The 18,992-nt window shown below is 70.3% G+C and carries 19 protein-coding genes; 7 read left to right on the forward strand and 12 right to left on the reverse strand.

The features are described 5' to 3' along the window. Positions 1-106 precede the first annotated feature (106 nt). Positions 107-832: a hypothetical protein gene (locus QQX04_RS03750; protein WP_301126409.1), complete on the reverse strand. Its 726-nt coding sequence runs from the start codon at positions 830-832 to the stop codon at positions 107-109. Positions 833-1,059: 227 nt separating this feature from the next. Continuing rightward, a complete protein-coding gene (locus tag QQX04_RS03755; protein WP_301126411.1) occupies positions 1,060-2,043 on the reverse strand; it encodes a TadA family conjugal transfer-associated ATPase in 984 nt (327 codons plus the stop codon). Between the two features lie 242 nt (positions 2,044-2,285). On the opposite strand from QQX04_RS03755, the gene QQX04_RS03760 reads away from it, so the two are divergent. Both QQX04_RS03760 and acs read left to right on the forward strand, forming a co-directional pair. Next, a complete protein-coding gene (locus QQX04_RS03760) occupies positions 2,286-3,119 on the forward strand; it encodes an HAD family hydrolase (RefSeq protein WP_301126414.1) in 834 nt (277 codons plus the stop codon). Positions 3,120-3,242: 123 nt separating this feature from the next. After that, entirely contained in the window at positions 3,243-5,318 is a 2,076-nt protein-coding gene (gene acs, locus QQX04_RS03765; protein ID WP_301126415.1) for an acetate--CoA ligase, read from the forward strand. Between the two features lie 126 nt (positions 5,319-5,444). On the opposite strand, the gene QQX04_RS03770 is transcribed toward acs, so the two are convergent. After that, positions 5,445-6,215 carry an Rv1352/Rv1906c domain-containing protein gene (locus QQX04_RS03770; RefSeq protein ID WP_301126417.1) on the reverse strand — a complete coding sequence of 257 codons (771 nt, stop codon included), beginning with the start codon at positions 6,213-6,215 and terminating at the stop codon, positions 5,445-5,447. Between the two features lie 115 nt (positions 6,216-6,330). Here QQX04_RS03770 and QQX04_RS03775 point away from each other — a divergent pair, with 115 nt between their 5' ends. Next, a complete protein-coding gene (locus QQX04_RS03775; protein ID WP_301126420.1) occupies positions 6,331-7,329 on the forward strand; it encodes a phosphotransferase family protein in 999 nt (332 codons plus the stop codon). Positions 7,330-7,554: 225 nt separating this feature from the next. Next, positions 7,555-8,076: a hypothetical protein gene (locus QQX04_RS03780; protein ID WP_301126421.1), complete on the forward strand. Its 522-nt coding sequence runs from the start codon at positions 7,555-7,557 to the stop codon at positions 8,074-8,076. 69 nt (positions 8,077-8,145) lie between these two features. On the opposite strand, the gene QQX04_RS03785 is transcribed toward QQX04_RS03780, so the two are convergent. The 3 genes from QQX04_RS03785 to QQX04_RS03795 all read right to left on the reverse strand — a co-directional run bounded on the left by QQX04_RS03785 (position 8,146) and on the right by QQX04_RS03795 (position 9,790). After that, a complete protein-coding gene (locus QQX04_RS03785; protein WP_301126423.1) occupies positions 8,146-8,565 on the reverse strand; it encodes a hypothetical protein in 420 nt (139 codons plus the stop codon). Between the two features lie 68 nt (positions 8,566-8,633). After that, a complete protein-coding gene (locus QQX04_RS03790) occupies positions 8,634-9,008 on the reverse strand; it encodes a hypothetical protein (protein ID WP_301126425.1) in 375 nt (124 codons plus the stop codon). A 200-nt stretch (positions 9,009-9,208) separates the two neighbouring features. Beyond that, a complete protein-coding gene (locus QQX04_RS03795) occupies positions 9,209-9,790 on the reverse strand; it encodes a hypothetical protein (protein WP_301126427.1) in 582 nt (193 codons plus the stop codon). Positions 9,791-9,945: 155 nt separating this feature from the next. Between QQX04_RS03795 and QQX04_RS03800 the strand changes: the two genes are divergently transcribed. The 3 genes from QQX04_RS03800 to QQX04_RS03810 all read left to right on the forward strand — a co-directional run bounded on the left by QQX04_RS03800 (position 9,946) and on the right by QQX04_RS03810 (position 11,220). Beyond that, the gene (locus tag QQX04_RS03800) at positions 9,946-10,281 is read left to right on the forward strand and encodes a YnfA family protein (RefSeq protein ID WP_301126943.1); all 336 of its coding nucleotides are present in this window, start codon (positions 9,946-9,948) and stop codon (positions 10,279-10,281) included. A 212-nt stretch (positions 10,282-10,493) separates the two neighbouring features. Next, on the forward strand, positions 10,494-10,985 hold the full coding sequence (locus QQX04_RS03805) for a GNAT family N-acetyltransferase (RefSeq protein ID WP_301126429.1): 492 nt from the start codon (positions 10,494-10,496) through the stop codon (positions 10,983-10,985). A 37-nt stretch (positions 10,986-11,022) separates the two neighbouring features. After that, positions 11,023-11,220: a hypothetical protein gene (locus tag QQX04_RS03810; RefSeq protein ID WP_301126431.1), complete on the forward strand. Its 198-nt coding sequence runs from the start codon at positions 11,023-11,025 to the stop codon at positions 11,218-11,220. Between the two features lie 63 nt (positions 11,221-11,283). On the opposite strand, the gene QQX04_RS03815 is transcribed toward QQX04_RS03810, so the two are convergent. From QQX04_RS03815 to QQX04_RS03840, 6 genes are all read right to left on the reverse strand, one after another. Continuing rightward, positions 11,284-13,350 (reverse strand): S9 family peptidase, encoded by a 2,067-nt coding sequence (locus QQX04_RS03815; protein WP_301126432.1) that lies wholly within the window; start codon positions 13,348-13,350, stop codon positions 11,284-11,286. A 60-nt stretch (positions 13,351-13,410) separates the two neighbouring features. Continuing rightward, the gene (locus QQX04_RS03820; RefSeq protein WP_301126434.1) at positions 13,411-13,668 is read right to left on the reverse strand and encodes a YkvA family protein; all 258 of its coding nucleotides are present in this window, start codon (positions 13,666-13,668) and stop codon (positions 13,411-13,413) included. A 143-nt stretch (positions 13,669-13,811) separates the two neighbouring features. After that, positions 13,812-14,504, reverse strand: coding sequence for a phosphatase PAP2 family protein (locus tag QQX04_RS03825; RefSeq protein WP_301126435.1), 693 nt, complete (start codon positions 14,502-14,504; stop codon positions 13,812-13,814). A 49-nt stretch (positions 14,505-14,553) separates the two neighbouring features. Continuing rightward, positions 14,554-16,170, reverse strand: coding sequence for a hypothetical protein (locus QQX04_RS03830; protein WP_301126436.1), 1,617 nt, complete (start codon positions 16,168-16,170; stop codon positions 14,554-14,556). A 106-nt stretch (positions 16,171-16,276) separates the two neighbouring features. Then, entirely contained in the window at positions 16,277-17,932 is a 1,656-nt protein-coding gene (locus tag QQX04_RS03835) for an efflux permease Rv1217c-related protein (protein ID WP_301126437.1), read from the reverse strand. Between the two features lie 2 nt (positions 17,933-17,934). After that, on the reverse strand, positions 17,935-18,906 hold the full coding sequence (locus QQX04_RS03840) for an ABC transporter ATP-binding protein (RefSeq protein ID WP_301126439.1): 972 nt from the start codon (positions 18,904-18,906) through the stop codon (positions 17,935-17,937). Between the last annotated feature and the right edge of the window lie 86 nt (positions 18,907-18,992).

The raw sequence follows: 18,992 nt of genomic DNA on the forward strand, positions 1-18,992 counted from the left end.
CGGGGGTTGTCGAGTCGGTACGCCGGGAGGATAGCCCGAATTACGCGACAAACCAATATCGTAAATAGGAAGGATCTGCGCAACGCAGCGAGCCCGCGACCGTCGGTCACCCCACGCCCACCCCCACCCCCACGCCAGACGCGACCGCCGCGAGCATCGGGACGACCCCGATCATCACGAACGCGGGCAGCAGACACAGCGACAGCGGCAGCGCCACGCGCACCCCGAGCTCCGCAACCTTCGCCTCCCGCCGCGAGGCCTCCGCACGCTCGAGCGCGAGCCTCGCGGCCGCGAGCGCCGGGCCCGGCGCACCTCCCGCGACCCAGCACCAGCGCAGCGCCTCCTTCAGCGGACCCAGACGAGGCGGGGCGCCCTCCCAGGCGGCATCCCATCCCTCTCCCTCCCTGAGCCTCGACGCCGCCTCGACGAGCGCCTCGGCATTCTCGGGCGCCAGGCTCTCCAGCGCGCCGCCCACCCCCTGGAGTGCGCCCCGCACGTCCAGCCCGGAGGCGACAGCCACCTCGGTGAGGAGCATCGCGAAGGGCACGGCGGCCTCCTCCGCGGGCGGCGACGCCGTCGCGCGCCGCACCATCCGCGCGAGCCACCGCCGCCCCGCGAGCGTCAGCAGCAGGCCCGCGACCAGGCAGGTGCCGCCGAGCGGGCTCGTGACGAGCCACCCGACCGCTCGCGTGTCGATCGCGGCCGCGAACACCACCCCCACTGCGGGGAGCCACCCGAGGATCCGCGCCGAGAGCCGCGCGCCCGCGGCGCCTGCCTCCGCCCGGGCCTCGGCGTCCTCCGTGTCCGCGAGCCTTCCCGCGAGAGCCTCCACTGTCGGCGCGAGAGGACAGCCGGCTCGATGAGCGAGCCTCGTCGCAGCGACGAGCTCGGGCGGCGCCCCCGCAGGAGCGCCATCCGGCCCTGGAGCGCCCAGCCCGGCAGCTGCCCATGCCGTCGCAGGAGGTGCACCGGCCCGCAACAGCCCCGCGGCCGTCGACAGCTCCGGTGCACCCACCGCGATCGCCTCCCGCGTCGTCCACGGAGGGAGCGGACGCCGCGTCATGAGGTGGGCCCCGGGAGCCGTTCCACACCGAGCGCGCCGCCGCGAAGCACGAGCCTCACGACCTCGACGACCCGCCGCACCCCGTCGGCACCTCTCTCCAGGTGGATCACGGCGTCGAACGCGGCGGCGGCGTGGAGCGCGACAGCGTCGGGCCGCATGTCTGCGAGCGCCCCGAGCGCCGTGAGCCGAGCCGGGACGTCGGCCGCCGAGTTGGCGTGCATGGTCACCAGCCCGCCACGGTGGCCCGTATTGAAAGCGAGCAGCACCTCTCGCAGCTCGGCCCCGCGACACTCTCCCAGGACGACGCGGTCGGGACGCATCCGCAGCGCCTCCCTGACGAGAGCCGAGAGCGGCACCGCGCCTGCGCCGTCGACGTTCGCGCGCCGCTCCACGAGGCGCACCACGTGCGGGTGATCCGGGGCCACCTCCCCCGCCTCCTCGATGACGACGATCCGCTCGGTGGGGGCCGCAAGGGAGAGCAGAGCGGTCAGGAGCGTCGTCTTGCCGCTGCCGGTGGCGCCCGTGACGAGCAGCGAGGCGCGGCGTCGGACCATGTCACGCAGGGCGTGCATCCCGGCGGGATCGACCATGCCGCTCGCGACGAGCTCGCGCGGATCCAACGCCCCAGCGCCGAGCCGCCGGATGGAGACGGCCGCGCAGCCGTCGGCCACGGGAGGCAGCACCGCGTGGAGCCGAGACCCGTCGGGCAGGCGCGCATCGACGCACGGGGATGCGTCGTCCAGGCGACGCCCCGCGAGGGAGGCGAGCCGCACCGCGAGATCCCGCACCGACCTGACGCTCGCGAGCGCCGCCCTGACACCCAGGTCGGCCCGTTCCAGCCCGGAACCGCGGTCGAGCCAGACGTCCGCGGGCCCGTTGACGAGCACGTCGGTCACGCCGGGCAGCGCCAGGAGGGGACCCAGCGGGCCAGCCCAGCCAGGCTCGTCGTCCGGCGGGGTGGAGTCGAGCACGGCATGCACCCGGTCATCGTGACTCGCGCCGTGGAGCCGGTGAGCCGCCCCGCTCGGCCCGGTGGACAGCCGCAGGCCGCAGACGACCCGTGGACGACTCCGCGATGTCGGGACCCTGGAACGCTCGCACCGGGTGCATCCACCTTTAGGCTTGTGGCGGGCGGGCCCGCCCGGCGGGATGTGGACACTCCTCCGGTCGGGTCCGTTCCCTGTTCCCGGGCTACGCTGTCCCCGATAGGGGAGGTAGGGCCATGGCCAGCCACGCACGAGGCCGGCGGGGCACGCACATCCGCGTGCGGACCGCGGCGTTCTTCGACCTGGACAAGACCATCATCGCGACGAGCTCGTCGTCCGCGTTCGGCCGGTCGTTCCTTGACGAGGGCCTGCTGACACGGTCCGACGCGGTGCGTGCCGCCTACGCGCAGCTGCTCTTCCAGATCGGCGGAGCGGACGAGCGGCAGACGAGCCGACTGCGCGACGCCCTCAGCGAGCTCATCGAGGGGTGGGACGTCGCCACGGTCCAGCGGATCGTCGCGGAGACCGTGCACGAGCACATCGACCCTGTCGTCTACGCCGAGGCGCTGGACCTGATCCGCCGCCACCAGATGAACGGCCGCGACGTGATCATCGTCAGCGCCTCCGTGGAGGACGTGGTCCAGCCGATCGCCGACCTGCTCGGCGCCGACGGGATCCTCGCGTCCCGACTCGAGATCGAGGACGGCCGCTACACCGGCAAGATCACGTCCTACATGTACGGGCAGGCGAAGGCCGACGCGATCCGCGACCTCGCCGCCCAGCGCGGCTACGACCTCGGTGGCAGCTACGCCTACTCCGACTCGGTCACCGACGTGCCGATGCTCGCCGCCGTCGGCCACGGCTTCGCGGTCAACCCCGACCGCGCGCTCCGGCACGCGGCGGTCGAGCGCGGCTGGGGCATGCTCAGGTTCCGCAAGCCTGTCGAGCTGCGCAGCGGGGTGGGCGGCCGCCACGTGCTGGTCACCCTCGGCCTGCTCGCCGTGGGCTTCCTCGTGGGCATGTGGCTGTACCGGGCGACGCAGCGCCTCGACGAGGACGAAGACGTCTGACGGGCCCCGTGACGGGCAGCGGGAGCCGCACGCACTTGCCCGCCGACACGCTTCTTGACCTGATCTAGCAGGCCGCTTAACAAACTCTGGAAGATTCGTTGGATCACGCCTAACCTGGCGGGCATGGCCAACGATGTCCATGAGTCCCCGTCTGCAGTCCCCGCCGAGTCCCCGAGCTCGAACGACGTCCGTGAGGATCGTCCGCACGACCCACGCCACCATGTGACGCTGGAGAACCTCCACACCGAGCGCCGCAGCTTCGCGCCGCTCGCCTCCTTCGCCGCACACTCCAACGCCACGCTCTTCGAGTACAAGAAGGCCGAGGCGGACTCGCTGGAGTACTGGAAGGAGGCGGCCCGTCGGCTGGTGTGGAAGGAGGAGTTCTCCGAGATCCTCGACTGGTCCGACGCGCCCGTCGCCCGCTGGTTCCACGACGGCGTGCTGAACGCCTGCGACAACGCCGTGGACCGGCACGTGCGCGAGGGCCGCGGCGACCGGATCGCGTTCCACTTCGTCGGCGAGCCCGGCGACACCCAGACGATCACCTACTCCGATATGCACGAGCGCGTGCAGAAGGCCGCCAACGGGCTGCTCAGCCTGGGCGTCGGCAAGGGGGACCGCGTCGCCATCTACCTGCCGCAGATCCCCGAGGCCGTGGTCGCCATGCTGGCGTGCGCGCGCATCGGCGCGATCCACTCGGTCGTCTTCGGCGGCTTCTCCGCCGCGAGCCTGCGTCAGCGCATCGACGACGCCGAGGCCAAGCTGGTCATCACGGCCGACGGTGGCAACCGGCGCGGCTCCCACCTGCCCCTCAAGCCCCTGGTCGACGAGGCGCTCGCCCCGTCGATCGCGCACCCCGGGTTCGCGGCATCGGTGGAGCACGTCCTGGTCGTGAAGCGCACGGGCCAGCCCACCGAGTGGACCGATGAGCGTGACGTCTGGTGGCACGACGTCGTAGACCCGCAGCCGGCCGAGCACGAGCCCGAGTGGGTCGACGCCGAGCACCCCCTGTTCATCCTCTACACGTCCGGCACCACCGGCGCCCCCAAGGGCCTGTGGCACTCGACCGGCGGCTATCTCACGGGCGCCGCGCACACGCATCGGATCGTGTTCGACCTCAAGCCGGAGACCGACGTCTACTGGTGCTCCGCCGACGTCGGCTGGATCACCGGCCACACGTACATCGTCTACGGCCCCATGATCAACGGCGCCACGCAGGTGCTCTACGAGGGCACTCCTGACACCCCGCACCAGGGGCGATGGTGGGAGATCATCCAGGAGTACGGCGTCACGATCTTCTACACCGCGCCCACCGCGATCCGCACGTTCATGAAGTGGGGCGAGTCCATCCCGGACGGCTTCGACCTCAGCTCGCTCCGGCTCCTGGGAAGCGTGGGCGAGCCCATCAACCCCGAGGCGTGGATGTGGTACCGCCGCGTCATCGGCGGCGAGCGCTGCCCCATCGTCGACACGTGGTGGCAGACCGAGACTGGCTCCATCATGATCTCCCCCCTTCCCGGCGTCACTGCCACCAAGCCCGGCTCCGCCATGACGGCCATGCCAGGCATCGCGGCCGACGTGGTGGACGACGAGGGTCGACCCGTCCGCGGCGGTGAGGGCGGCTACCTGGTCATCAAGGAGCCCTGGCCGTCCATGCTGCGCGGCATCTGGGGCGACCGCGCCCGCTTCGCCCGCACCTACTGGAACCGCTTCGACGGCATGTACTTCGCCGGCGACGGCGCCAAGAAGGACATCGACGGCGACCTGTGGCTGCTCGGCCGCGTGGACGACGTCATGAACGTCTCGGGACACAGGCTCACCACCACGGAGATCGAGCACGTGCTCGTCGCGCATCCGTGGGTGGCCGAGGCGGCGGTCGTGGGGGCGACCGACGCGATCACGGGTCAGGCGGTGGTCGCCTTCGTCATCGTGCGAGGCGATGCTGAGGGGGTCCCGGACGACGGGGCGGCCATCGCGGACGCGCTCCGCACGCACGTCCGCAAGGAGATCGGCCCGCTCGCCAAGCCGCGCGACATCCTCGTGGTGTCCGAGGTGCCGAAGACCCGGTCCGGCAAGATCATGCGGCGCCTGCTGCGCGACGTGGCCGAGAACCGACCCGTCGGGGATGTCACGACCCTCGCCGACTCGTCGGTCATGGACGCCATCAAGGACGGGCTGGCCAGCGGCAAGTCCGACTGAGCCACTCCGTTCGGCCGGTGATCTTCCCGCTGGGCGCGCCACTCTCCCGGCACGCCCGGCGGGTCACCCACCGCCGCTTCTGCGCCCGTTCCCGACGTTCCGGGTCAGCCACCGCCACCACGCGGGTCACTCCACCCGCACCCAGGGCCCACACACGTCCGACGTGAGCACCTGGCCCTCCTGGACCGTCGCCGTGCTGGTGGTCGCCTCCATCACGAGCTCGTAGTCGACGCCCTCTGCCTCGACCTCGAACGTCGACCACACCGTCCACCCGCACCATGTGTCCACGTCGTCGGGATCGGGCACCGCCGTGCCCTCGTACGTGCCTGGAGCGATGTCGAGCCCCACCACCCAGTAGCCGTCGTCGAAGGTGTCGGGGAACTCGGTCGGAGGGTTCGCCTCATCGACCAGCTCCCATGCCCCGCACCACTGCGTGTAGGCGCGCTGCCCCTCCGCGATGCGCATGACCGGATGACCTCCGTCCGTGCCTCGCGCCATGACGATGTTCTCGAGCCCGCGCTCGGCGCCCTCGTACAGCCCCCACTTGCAGCTGCGGTCGAACAGCGCACCGTTGTTGCCCGGGTCAGCCTCGATATCGCCCACCGCGCGATACAGGCCAGGGACGACGTCGACGCCACCCACGACGGCGAGATCGACGACGGTGGTGCTGAGCTCCGTGTCGTCGAAGCTCGTCGCGAGCTGCCCTGACCCGTCGGCGGCAGCCACGCTCGGCTCTGCGGTCGGGCCCAGCCCCTCTCGGCCCGCGGTCGCTGCCGTCGCCGACGCCTCTGCCGAAGGTGTCTGCTCCGATGCGGCTGCAGAGCACCCGGCCACCGCCACCATGACCGCCACGACGCCTACCGCCCACCACGTGGCCGCACCGCTTCGCTCGCGCATCAGATCCCCCCGAATCCGTCCGCGCTCCCCTGGCGCGGTGTGCGCCAAGCCTGCCACGTCGTCTGCCCCTTCACCAGGCCTTTTCGCGAGTTCTCGACGCCACTAGGGTGAGGCGATGAGTAGCCCCTCTTCCTCAGTGCCCGAGCCACGCAATCCCGCGCGGCTGCGTTGGGAGGGGCTGCCCGAGGCAGTTCAGCAGCGCATCGGCGACCTCGCGGGTGCGCCCGTCAGGTTCGCTGACACCTCCACCACGGGGTTCAGCCCAGGTTTCGCCGGCGTGCTTCGTCTCGACGACGGGCGGCACGTCTTCGCCAAGGCGATGAACGAGACGGACCACCCGCACTCGATCTGGCTGAACCGCCGTGAGGCGAAAGTGGCGCGCGCTCTCCCCGAGTCGACGCCCATGGCCCCGCTGCTGTGGGAGGACGACCTCGATGGCTGGCACCTGCTCGGCTTCGAGGCGATGCTCGGCCGACCCCTTGACCCGCGGTCTGCTCGGGACCGTGAGGAAGCCGCCGGCCTCTACAGCAAGGTCGCGGCGATCGACGGTTCGCGCGTCACTGTCGCCGGCGAGCGCCTCGAACCGTTCTCGGAGGCGCTTTCGGACCTCTTCGACCGCTGGGCGAGACTCTTCGACTCGAAGGACTGCGACAGCCGCCTCACTCACGTCGGCGAGCACTCAGGCTGGGTCGCTCGCCACGCGGACGAGCTCTGCAGCTGGGAGGCTGCCGCCCCCGCGCTGTCGCAGGGCGCCGCTCTCGTGCATGCTGACCTGCGAATGGACAACATGGTGCGACGGGCCGACGGTGCGGTCGTGGCAGTCGACTGGCCGTGGGCCTGCGTCGGCGCGCCATGGCTCGACGCGCTGTCGGCGAGCTGTGGGCTATCCATGCAGACAGGCATCCCGGCTCGGCAGCTGTTCCACGCGAACCCGGTGGCGAACAAGGCCACGCGCGATGCAGAGGTCGCTCTCGTCACGACAATCACCGGCTACTTCACGCAGGCGGGCACTGAGCCGGACGTGCCGTCATTGCCTGGACTTCGCGAGTTCCAGCGTGGGCAGGCCAAGCCTGCACTCGCGTGGCTGCGGAGCCTCGTCCCCGAACTCACGTAGCGGAAACGCTACGACGGCGCGTGACGGCACACGCGTCCGGGGTCTCGAAACCCTAGACTCTGGCTGACACAGGAACCGGGGGTGGGGGTGTCGAATCTGCCCACAGTGCGACGGTGGCTTCCGAAGACTGATCAGCTGCTGACTGAGAGAGGCTTCACGCCCGACGGCGAAGGTGGCGCAGTCCTCTCAGGCTCCGATCTCCAGTTGGCGGCATGGATCAACCGGATGACGCACGACGACCACCCGAGCACGCTCACCCCGCAACTTGATCTCCGCTCCGATGGTGCGCTCAGCTTCGTGGCGACCATCTACTTCGCGGAGGCTCTCGGGAACCCGCTCTGGTACGGAAGGTCAACTGCCGACCGGCGCGCGATGGACGACGAGGCCCTCCTCTTGCTGAGCGACCTCCTGTCGCTGCCGTTCGAAGGAGATTCACTTCCCCGGATGCTGCTGGCCAAGGGCGCTGCGATGCCGCCGTCGTCCCATGCGCGGCTCAACGCTCTGATGGCGGCGCTCATGATCGCCACGCAGCGCGGTTTCGATGCCTTGCGCGACGAGGCGGCCGCGCTGGTCACGCGCGACACGTGGGAACAGATCGATGCCTGGGGCTGGTACGAGTCCTGCCGCACGTACCGGATCCCGGTCACGTTCACCATCCGGCGATGGAGGCCTTCGCCTTGGTGGAGGTTCTGGGGCCGCGGCGAGCGCTACGTGGAGACGATGCCCGCGTGCGACTCGGGCGCGTGACCACGCCCGCACCAAGACCCGCAACTCCCTGCGTGCGGGCAATCCGTCGGCGCTCCGCTTGAGCTCAGGTCACCGTTGCGGTGATGTCCTGACCAGCCCATCGATGAGGCGCGCGACATCCGAGGGATGCAGCGCGACGACGAACTCGAGCAGCCGACTGCCCCATGGCGCCACGATGACGGCGCGGCCACGTCGGGCTCCGATCGTGAAGCCGGGCCGGATACGGTCCAACGGCACGCTTCGGAGAAGGTCGATACCGGGCGGCGTGAACAGGAACGCACGCTCACCCGTGCGGAGAAGGTAGAGGGAACCGAGCCGGCCGCTCACCTGACGCGGGGCCAAGAGAAGTCGGGTGACGCACACAGGGACCTGGATGGCGAACCATGTCACAGCGAGCGCGAGGAACCCGGCAGTCGCGCCTCGCGGCTCGCCGATCAGGAGGATCGTCATGCAGGCTCCGCCCACGGCGACGGACGCGACCAGGGTCATGAGGTCACGCCTGCGTGCATCGCGTGCCACTCGACTCGAACCATAGGCGTCGGCGACTCGCTCGATCCTCATGCCTCGCTCACGGCCCCGAGCAACTCCTGGCCGGAGTGCACGACCTCAACGGGAACGTCGCGAAGCTCCGCAGGCAGGGCCGCCAACTGATGCTCGCCGACAAGGCATACCGGTCCACCCACTGGGATGACAACCCAGTCCGCCGCCTTCGCAACCTCGAAGATGACCTCCCACGCCCTCTTTCCAGCGACGTGGTTGAACATGAGTCCATTCATCGGCGACTTGCGCGCACCGTATACATCTGCACTCCCGTCGCCGGTGCTGATAGATAACCCGTCCACACTCAGCAGCGGCGCAAGAATCGGGCCGATTGTCGCCGCCATGTCGACCGGATCGTCGCCGAATCCCTGCACGTAGATGTCGAAACTCATACACGGATCGTGGCATCACACCCACACCACGGCAACGCCCAGCGGGCAGCCTTGCCACGCTTGGATCGTAGGGCGTGCACACATCCGCACGCGTACTGCTTTGCGCGCAGCACTGCCGTCGAGCGCCGCAGGAGAACGGGGTGGATTGAGAACTACCGGGCTTGCCGGCGTCTTCCGTGCCTCGTCGGCTCGCTCCGCCGCTAGAACGCGAGGGTCAGCGCCACCACGGCCACGAGCACCAGCACGAGCGCCGCAACCCCAAGAATCACCAACCGAGAACCGCGACCAGCATCGCGAGCGGCCCAGCGGTCCACCGTCGGCGCGAGCGCCGCTCCGACGATCGCCGGCGCCGCGAACACGCCGATCACGAACAGGTCGGACGGCAGATCCATGCCTCCGTTCTGCACCGTCTGCATCACCCACCCGAACAGTGGCAACGGGAGCGCGACAGCCGCTGCGATCCCGGCGTGCGCCAGCGCGTTCGTTCCGGAGGACCAGCCCTGCGCGCGGTGGGACAGGCGTCGCGCGAGCAGGCGCGTCAGCACCGGCACAGCGATCAACGCGCCGATCAAGGCGTAGATGATCCCGACGACGAGGCTGATCCCACCCACCATCGCCGCGCTGCCATCGGGATAGGTCGCGGACGCCGCCCAGGACATCACCGGGACGAGGAGGGCGGACGCAAGCACGAAGGTCACCTCGCCCGAAAGCAGCGCGCGGGTGAGCAAGCCATCGCGGGCGCCAGGTGCGCGCCCTGACGCATCAGTAGGTACGGCCGCCATCGGGGACCTCCTCAGCGACGTCGCGACGTGCGCGTCGTCACCTCCATCGTCCCACTCGGCTACCGTTCCCGCCCTGCGACGAGCGCGCGCCGCAACTCGTGTTCGACCTCGCTGCTCCGCTAGCGTTCATGCCACGATCCCAACCCGGGGGCCTCATGTTCTTCCTCAAGTCCGCGCTGCTGTTCGTGGTCGCCGCCCTGTTCGAGATCGGCGGCGCATGGCTGGTGTGGCAGGGCCTGCGGGAGCATCGTGGCTGGCTGTGGGTCGGCGGAGGCGTGATCGCGCTCGGCCTGTACGGAGTGTTCGCGGCGTTCCAGCCCGATGCGAACTTCGCGCGAGTGCTGGCCACGTACGGCGGGGTCTTCATCGTCGGCTCGATCCTGTGGGGAGTCGTGGCCGACGGGTTCCGCCCCGACCGCTGGGACGTGATCGGGGCGCTGATCTGCCTCGCGGGCGCCGCGGTGATCATGTACGTGCCGCGAGGCGCGTAGCTGCGTTCACGAGCGGGCCACAGCGGCGCTGAGCGACCCCGAACAGCCGGAAGCGGCTCGGAAGCGACGCTGAGTGACCCCGAACAGCCGGAAGCGGCGCGAATGCGACGCTGAGTGACCCGCACGTGGGCGGGCCGTTCACGGGCGACACACGTGTACCCGGAGAGCGACAACCGTGTACCCGGTGCCGCTTCAGTGAGACGATTCGATCCATGCGGATCACCCCGGAAGATCCGGCGATGCCGGACGTCGTCGCACTGCTTGAGGAGCACCTGCGCGACATGCACGCCACCTCGCCTGCCGAGTCCGTCCACGCGTTGGACGTCACCCGCCTGAAGAAGCCCGGCATCGTCTTCCTCGCCGCAAGGGACGACGACGGGACGCTGCTGGGCGTGGGCGCGATCGCCGAGCTCGATGCGAGCCACGGCGAGATCAAGTCGATGCGCACGGCGGAGGCCGCGCGAGGGAAGGGCGTCGCCGCCGCAGTGCTTCGCGAGCTCCTCAGCACGGCGCGCGACCGGGGCTACTCCCAGGTCAGCCTCGAGACGGGGACGCAGGAGTTCTTCGGCCCCGCACATCGGCTCTACACGCGTGCAGGATTCACCGCGACAGGCCCGTTCGCGGACTACACGGAGGACCCGCACTCGAGATACTTCACGATCCGCATGGAAACAGAAACGCCCCTCAGACCGTTGGAGGGGTGAGAGTCGCGACCAGCGCGGCGTCGACGTAGGAGCGCACATGACCGTCCCCCGACGCATGTCCGTCGTCCACCGCACCACGATGCGCGCCGTCGCCCTCGGCGCCGCCGCGGGCCTCTCGGTAGGCGGTGCGACCGCCGCCGCAGCCGCTCCGGAGGAGTCGTCCGACGACGCTCCCGCCACGACGCAGTCCATCCAGATCGTGGACCAGGACGACGTGGTGGACGACCAGGCGTAGCGCCTCACCCACAGCAGACGCGCGAAGGCCCGGCGGGACAGCCCGCCGGGCCTTTCGCATGCGCTAGCCGAGGATCGAGGGACGCTCGGGCATCTGGTGCAGCACGTGCTCGCCGAGGAACGCGAACACCGTCTCGTACCAGACGACCGCGTGCTGCGGCTTGAGGATCCAGTGGTTCTCGTCCGGGAAGTACAGGAACTTGTGCGGCATGGAGCCGTCCTCGTCCATGAAGTGCGCGGACAGCTCGGCCCACAGACGCAGGCCCTCCCCGATCGGCACGCGGTAGTCCTTGTCGCCGTGGATGATGAGCATGGGGCTCACGATGTCCTGCACGAAGCGGTGCGGCGAGTTCTCGAGCGCCGACTCGGGCGTGAAGATCTCCTGCCAGTACTCGGCGTGGTCCGTGGTGGGACCGAACTGGTCCATGGCCCACAGGCTCGCGTGGGTGACGATCGCCTTGAAGCGGTCGGTGTGGCCGGCCACCCAGTTGGCCATGTAGCCACCGAAGGAGCCGCCCATCGCGGCGGTGCGCTGCTCGTCGATGTCGTCACGCGCGACGGCGGCGTCGGTGATGGACATGAGGTCGGTGAACGGCTTGTCGCCCCACGAGTTCCAGCCGCGCGCGATGAAGTCGAGGCCGTAGCCGGTCGACAGCGCGGGGTCCGGGAGCAGCACGGCATAGCCGCGAGCGGCGGCCAGCAGCGGGTTCCAGCGCCACGACCACGCGTTCCACGAGCCGAGCGGCCCGCCGTGGATCCACAGCAGCAGCGGCGCGGGCTTCTCGGCCGACGCGCCGTCGGGCAGTACGAGCCAGGCGCGCACACGCGCGCCGTCCTCCGCGACAGTCTCGACCTCGGTCAGGGTCCCGGGCACAGCGGGCACCGGCGCGGGTGTCGCGAACTCCGTGACGGCGCCGTCGAAATCGACGCGCACCGGGTGCGCGGGAGCCATGTACGACGAGCGCAGCGCCACCAGCCCCGCGCCCGTGCGGTCGAGCGCGACCGCCGTGTACGCGTTGTCGTCAGCGACGACGGTCTCGACGGGCGAGCCGTCGAGCGGGATGCGGAAGATCGGCGCTCGGCCGTCCTGGTCGGTCGCGGTGATCAGAGCAGTGCCGTCCACCGTGAAGGCGATCTCGCCAGGCCAGCGGTCCCAGCCCTCGGCGACGCGGCGCGGCTGCGAGCCGTCGATGCCGCTGAGCCACAGCTCCTGGTCGGTCGGCCCGTTCGGGTCGGCCTTGGGCATCCGGATGTGCGCGAGCATGGACCCGTCGGGGCTGATCGCGGGGACGGCGTGGTCCACGTGGGCCTCGTCGAAGAGGACGGTGTGCGCTCCGGTCGCGACGTCGATCGAGACGAGGCGGGCGCGTGAGCCTCGGCCCTCAGGCGTCGGCATGGCGGCGACCAGCGTCGTGCCGTCTGCGGACAGCGCAGCGCCGTCAACGTCGGCGGAGCGGCCGGGGTGCGGCGTCAGGTCCACCGGGCGCGGAAGCCAGCCCGGGTAGGGAGCCGGACCATCCGACGGCATCTCCGCGTTCTCCATCCCTGGCGTCTCCGCGGGCAGGTCGCTCAGGTCGATCGCGAGCAGGTGCGTCTCGTCCGGGCCGAGGTCGTGGTCCCAGTGGCGCACCGGGTAGGCCTCGTGGAGGATCGCGTTGACCTTCTTCTTCTTGCGGTCGGCACGGATCTTGGTGTCGTCCTCAAGCGTCTCGGCCGAGCGCATCAGCGGCGCCGCGATGACGACCACAGGCGCGGACTCGGCGACGGCCACGAGGCCGGACACACCTCCGGCGAGCGCCGTCACCGGCCGAGCCTCGCCGCCGGCCGCAGGCAGCACCCACAGCTGCGGCACGTCATCCTCGCCGGCGCCCGGGCGGGCCGACACGAACAGCAGGTCGCCCGCGGACGTGTACGCCGCACCACCCTCGCCCTTCGCCGAACGCGTGAGACGCACGGGTGTGCCTGAACCGTCGGCCGGGACCGCCCAGAGCGCCCGCTCGTAGGAGGTCTTGTCCTCGCTCAGCGACGCGACGGTGAGGGCGGCGCGAGCACCGTCGGGGCTCAGCGCGAGGCCCTCCACGCGAGGGATCGAGATGTAGTCGTCAAGGGAGTCGAAAGGCGTCGTCGGCATGCCTGCCACCCTACTCGCGGACGGCGACAGAACCGCCCCTGGGGACGACGCTGAGGAGGGTCAGACGGGCTCTGCGTCGACGACGCGCGCGCCGCCCTTCCAACCTGCCTCCCACTGCTGCTTCTCGCGCGTGGCGAGCATGACGACCACGCCCCACAGGCCCAGGTCGTCGATGAACCCGAAAGGTCCCAGGAACAGCTCGGGGATCAGATCCACGGGCAGCAGCGTGTACAGCACTGCAGTGATCGCCGTGAGCCACGTCGTGATCGACAGCCTGTGCTCACCGCGCCGTACCGCTTGCGCGAATCTCCACCACATACTCGTTCTCCCTTCCGCCCCCAGAGCCTGTGCACGACGCTTCCGCGCGCGCCGACTGGTTCTTCCCAACGTTGAGGATGGCCTCCACGCTAACCCGCGATCGGCGGTCGCGCGACCGAGGCACCGGGTGGCGCCGGGCTACGTCAACGCTGCGCCGCGCCGTCTGCTTCCCGTGCGGCGCGCTCGCGCAGGTCCAGCCACCTGTCCACGCTGGCCACCAGCCCGAGCGTGAATACCCCCAGGCTCGCCCCGGCGAGCACGTCGGTGAAGAAGTGATAGCCCAGGTACAGGCGGCTTCCTCCCACCAGCACGATGACGACGACGGACAGCACCGCCCACGCCACAAGCGACTTCCGGGGGTGCCGACGCCGCAGCACCAGGTACCCGAGCACCAGCACGAGCGTGGCCGCGCCCGTCGTGTGCCCTGACGGGAACGAGAAGGACGTCTCGAGGCCCGGGATCACCTGCAACGACTCGTCCGGCCGGGGCCGCTCGATGATCGCCTTCACGATCATCGCGATGAGAGTGGACAGCACCATCGCCCCCGCGAGGAGCAGCGGGTCTCGCCACTGCCTGCTGCGCGCGCCCCAGATCGCGCACACCACGCCCACCACGATCGGCAGGATCACGGGTCCGAAGGCGTTCGTGATCGCGGTCAGCGTCGTCGTGAGCCATTCGGTCCGGTGCGACGCGAGCCAGTCCACGAGAGGCTGGTCGACCACGTACAGGTCCTCCTGCTCGAGCAGCGCGTCGAGCAGGCCCGCGAAGGCCCACACGGCCAGCCCGGAGACGACGAGGCCGGGCAGGACGGCTCGAAGGAGGTCGCGGCGGGTCATCAGTCGAGTATGCCGAAGGACGCGACGCGATCACGCCGGACGATGCCGGTCACGGTGCGATCGGCAGCGCCTCGACGTAGGTCACCACGTCGTCGAAATCGGGGTCACCCACCTGGATCGCCTCGACGTCGGCCGCGACCTCCACGGGGACCTGGACGATGTCGTAGAAGAAGTACTCGGTCCCCACCGACACCTCCGCGTCCCACAGGGACTCGTAGCCGCTCAGCCCAGTGCCGGTCCAGTCGCAGTTCGCGTACCCGAAGTGGCTCTCGCCGCCGGCGACGAGGTAGAGGTCCGGGGTCGCAGCCCAGTCCGACACCGTCCCGGTCGCGATCGAGGTCGGCGTGATGGTCCCGACGATCGCCTTGCACTCGCCGCTGTCCTCGCCGTCGGGGGTCGGCAGGTCGATGTAGCCGTCGATCACGACCTCCCACGCGTCCTCACCCACGCCCCACCACGACTCGTAGGAGAACGCCTCCCCGGCGGACACGAGCTCGAGGCCATCCGGAGCGGAGGCGCCCGCCGCGCCATCGAGCGAGCTCTCGGGGTCGGCGCCCACGTATGGCAGCTCGGCTGCCTCGACGTAGACGGAGCCGTCAAGACTCGGGTCGCCGATCACGAGCGCTTGGATGTCACCGGTCACGTCCTCGGGGATCCAGATGTCGTAGTAGTAGAGGTAGAGCGTGTTCTCGGGAACCTCGGCGCTCCACAGGTGCCCGTAGCCCAGGGCAACGAGCTCGCCGGTGTCGCAGTTCTGATTGCCCTCGTAGACCTCGCCGTCCACGATCGCGTAGGCGTTCGGAGTGTCGATCAACGAGGACGTGCGCTGCCCCTCAGGCACATACGTCGGTGTGACGCCACCGACCACTGCGATGCACCGACCGGGCCCGGTCCACGTGGACTCAGGCAGCGGCATGTACCCGTCGACGGTCACCTCCCACACGGTCGCGTCCTCGCCGATCCACGCCGAGTCGTAGCTGAACGGCGTGCCCGCCGCGATCGGGTCCTCGACCGAACCGAGCCCGGGTTCCCCATCCGGGCCCGTCGCACCCGCAGGGCCGCCGGAGAACAGCGTGCTGTCGAAGAAGTCGCCGAACTCGTCCTCGGCGCTGTCCACGAACACGACGATGGACACGACCATCGCCACGATCGACGCCACGAGTGCGATCACCGGCAGCAGGTTGCGGTCGCGCTTGCGGGCCAGACCGATGATCGCGAGCACCAACGCGGGGATCGTGAAGAACCACGACGTGAACGCGAAGATGCCGAGGAAGGCGAGGCCGAGCCCCACCACGGCGAGGATGACGCCGATCAGGCCGACGGTGCTGCGCTTGGGCTCCTCGGGAACGGGCGGCTGCCCCCACTGCGGCTGGCCGTACGGACCGGGCTGGCCGTAGGGCACCTGCTGACCGTAGGGGGCCGCCTGCGGTGCCTGCATGGGCTGACCCCACGCGGGCGCAGGCTGGGGAGGCGCGGGCCACTGTCCGGCGGAGGGCTGGCCCTGCACGGTGTGGTCCTGTCCCTGCGGCGAGACCGACGGGTGCTGAGCGGGCGTGCCCTGCGGGCTCCACGTCTGTCCTGGCGCAGCGAACGCGTCCGGAGCATCCGTCCCGCCAGGCGCGGACCACGGGTCCGGGGCGGGCGGCTGCTGAGGCTGATCGGTCATGCTGTCCCCCTTCGACCGCTGCGCGGCACCCGGGAACGCTACCGCTCGCGGGGCCGGTGGAACAAGAGCCACATCTGAGCGTGGGGCGCGAGCCCGACGGGGCGGTTCAGCCCCTGAGGTCGCGCCGCGTGTAGGCCCAGACGCCCGCGGACCCGAGCACCGCCGTCGCGACCGCCAGCACACCCACATGCCACCAGATCAGCCCGTTCTCGAGCGGGACGTTCGACGAGTAGTAGTAGAACGGCGACAGCCGGGCCCACGGCTCGAGCGCGTCGTTGATCTCCGCGAAGGACGCCACCGCCCACCCGACGATCGCTACGCCGATGCCCGCGCCGTTCGCCACCGACGGGTTGCCGCTCAGCGCGCCGCCGAGGAACGCGACGGCGGCGAGCGTCGTCCCCAGCAGCATCAGTGAGAGGGTCGCGCCGGCGACGTTGCCCCAGTCGAGGCCCAGGCCTGCGACGAGGTTGCCCGCCGCCATGCCTGCTCCCGCGAGCGCACCCGCGCCCGCGGCCATCAGCACCGCGGCCGCAAGCTTGCGCCACGCGAAGGCGGCACGCGAGATCGGGCTGCCCATCACGAAGCTGACGCGACGCGTCCGCTCCTCGAGCGCGAGGCTCGCGCCGCGACCGATCGCCACGACAGCCACCGCGACGGGCGCCACGATGCTCAGCCCCTCACCGTGGTACCAGCCCTCGGGCGTCGAGTAGTCGGCGAAGCCGACGAGCGCCATGATCGAGTCCGGGAAGGCCGATGCGAACTCACCCACGAAGTCGGACACCGCGAGGAACAGCGGGCCCAGGGCGAACATCATGAGGAAGATGCCGCCGCCCGCGATCGTGAGCGCGGCACGACCCTCGGCCATGGTGATGCCCACCACCCCGGTCGCGTTCGAACGGCCGCGCAGCATGGCGAGCGCCTTCTCCACCCGCGGGTCGCCGGTCACGCGTTCGACGAGCGGCAGCCGCCCCTCGCCGGACTTCAGGTCGCGGGCGTCCAACGTGAGGAACGCGACCGCGATCAGCACCACGGATCCCGCGAGCATCCACAGCACGGGCGTCCATTGCACGCCGTTCGCCAGGGGGTCGCCGTCGGAGATGTAGTACCAGGGGGAGATCTGCGCCCAGTCCTCCCACCCGGAGATGAGGGGCACCACCCCGGAGATCAGGAACGACAGGACGAGCAGGCCCGTGGCCACTCCCGATCCGAGCGCCTGCTGGCCGGTCGACGTGCTGAGCATCAGGGCGAGCGAGCCGAACAGCAACGACACCGCGAGCACGTGCACCGTCGCCGCCCCGACGTCGACGCCCTCTGTCGTCTCCCCGAAAGCGACCACCGAGAGGGCGTAGCCGCCCCAGCTCGCGAGGCCCGCGCCCAGAAGCACGGTGACCATGGCCGCCGTCTTGGACCACAGCAGCCGCCGACGCGAGCGGGGCACCGTGGTCAGGATGTTGACGGTGCCGGTGCGCTCCTCGCCCGCGAACGTGGCCGCGCCGATCGAGATGGCGATCCCTGCGATCACGAAGGGGCCCAGGAAGTTGAGCATCATGCTCATCATCAGCATCGTCACGCCGCCGACGGAGCTGAGACCGATCGCCGTCGAGTAGAACTCGGGCATCTGGTCGAAGAAGGTGAGGACCTCGTCGCCCATGCCCGAGTAGGCCCACATGCTCAGCAGCGCCGTTGCAGTGAGCGCTGCGACGCCGATCAGCGCACCGATCCACCGGTCGCGGATCGACTTGAGGTAGAGCGTGCGGAGCATCATCACACGCCTCCGGCGCCCGTCGTCGTGGGCTCGTCGGCGGCGTCCCCGCGGGCAGTGTCCGCGTCCGCTCCAGCCTCGGCCACCTCGTCGCGATAGAACTCGAGGAACATCTCGTCCAGGTCGAGCGAGCCGGACTCGACGGACAGGACCTCGCGACTCGTGGCCGCCTTCAGCAGCGGCGCCATCGAGCCCTCGTACTGCAGCGTGAGCGTCGCGCCGTCGGCCGTCGCCTCGTGAACGCCTTCGACGGACAGGAACTCCTCCGCGGCGACGGGGGCCGCGAACTCGAGTCGCAGCCGCCGGACGGCCTTCGCGCGCAGATCGTCCATCCGCTCCACCGCGACGAGCCGCCCGTGGCGGATGAAGGCGACGCGATCCGTCACCCTCTCCACCTCGGAGAGCGTGTGGGAGGACAGGAAGACGGTGTTGCCCTCGGCGACATGCTGGCGAAGCATCGCGTGGAACTCGAGCTGGACGAGCGGGTCCAGGCCGGTGATGGGCTCGTCGAGCACCGCGACCTTCGGGCGGTTCATGAAGGCCTGGATGATGCCGACCTTCTGCCTGTTGCCGGACGAGTACTCGGCGACGCGTCGGCCCAGGTCGGCGTCGAGCCGTTCGCACAGCTCGTCGACCCACGCCCAGTCGACGCCGCCACGCAGATGGGCGAGGAACTCGAGCGTCTGACGGCCCGTGAGGTTCGGGTACATGGCGAGGTCGGACGGGAGGAAGCCAAGGCTGCGGCGGATCTCCACCGCGTCCTTGCGGGAGTCGAGCCCGAGCACGCGGCACGAGCCCGACGTGGGGCGGATCAGATCCAGCAGGCAGCGGATCGTCGTGGACTTCCCGGCGCCGTTGGGACCGAGGAAGCCGAAGATCTCCCCCTCGGCGATCTCGAAGGACACGTCGTCCACGGCGACCACGTCGCCGAACCGCTTGGTCAGGTGATCGATCTCGATCGGTGCGGGCGCCATCGCCACTCCTTCCGGCGCTGCATGGCGGCCCGCGGGAAGGCGGTCCTGACGGCAGCGTCCTCACCTTCAGTTCTAGTGGAATCCCG

The sequence above is a fragment of the Demequina zhanjiangensis genome, from assembly GCF_030418315.1.
GTDB classification, from domain to species: domain Bacteria; phylum Actinomycetota; class Actinomycetes; order Actinomycetales; family Demequinaceae; genus Demequina; species Demequina zhanjiangensis.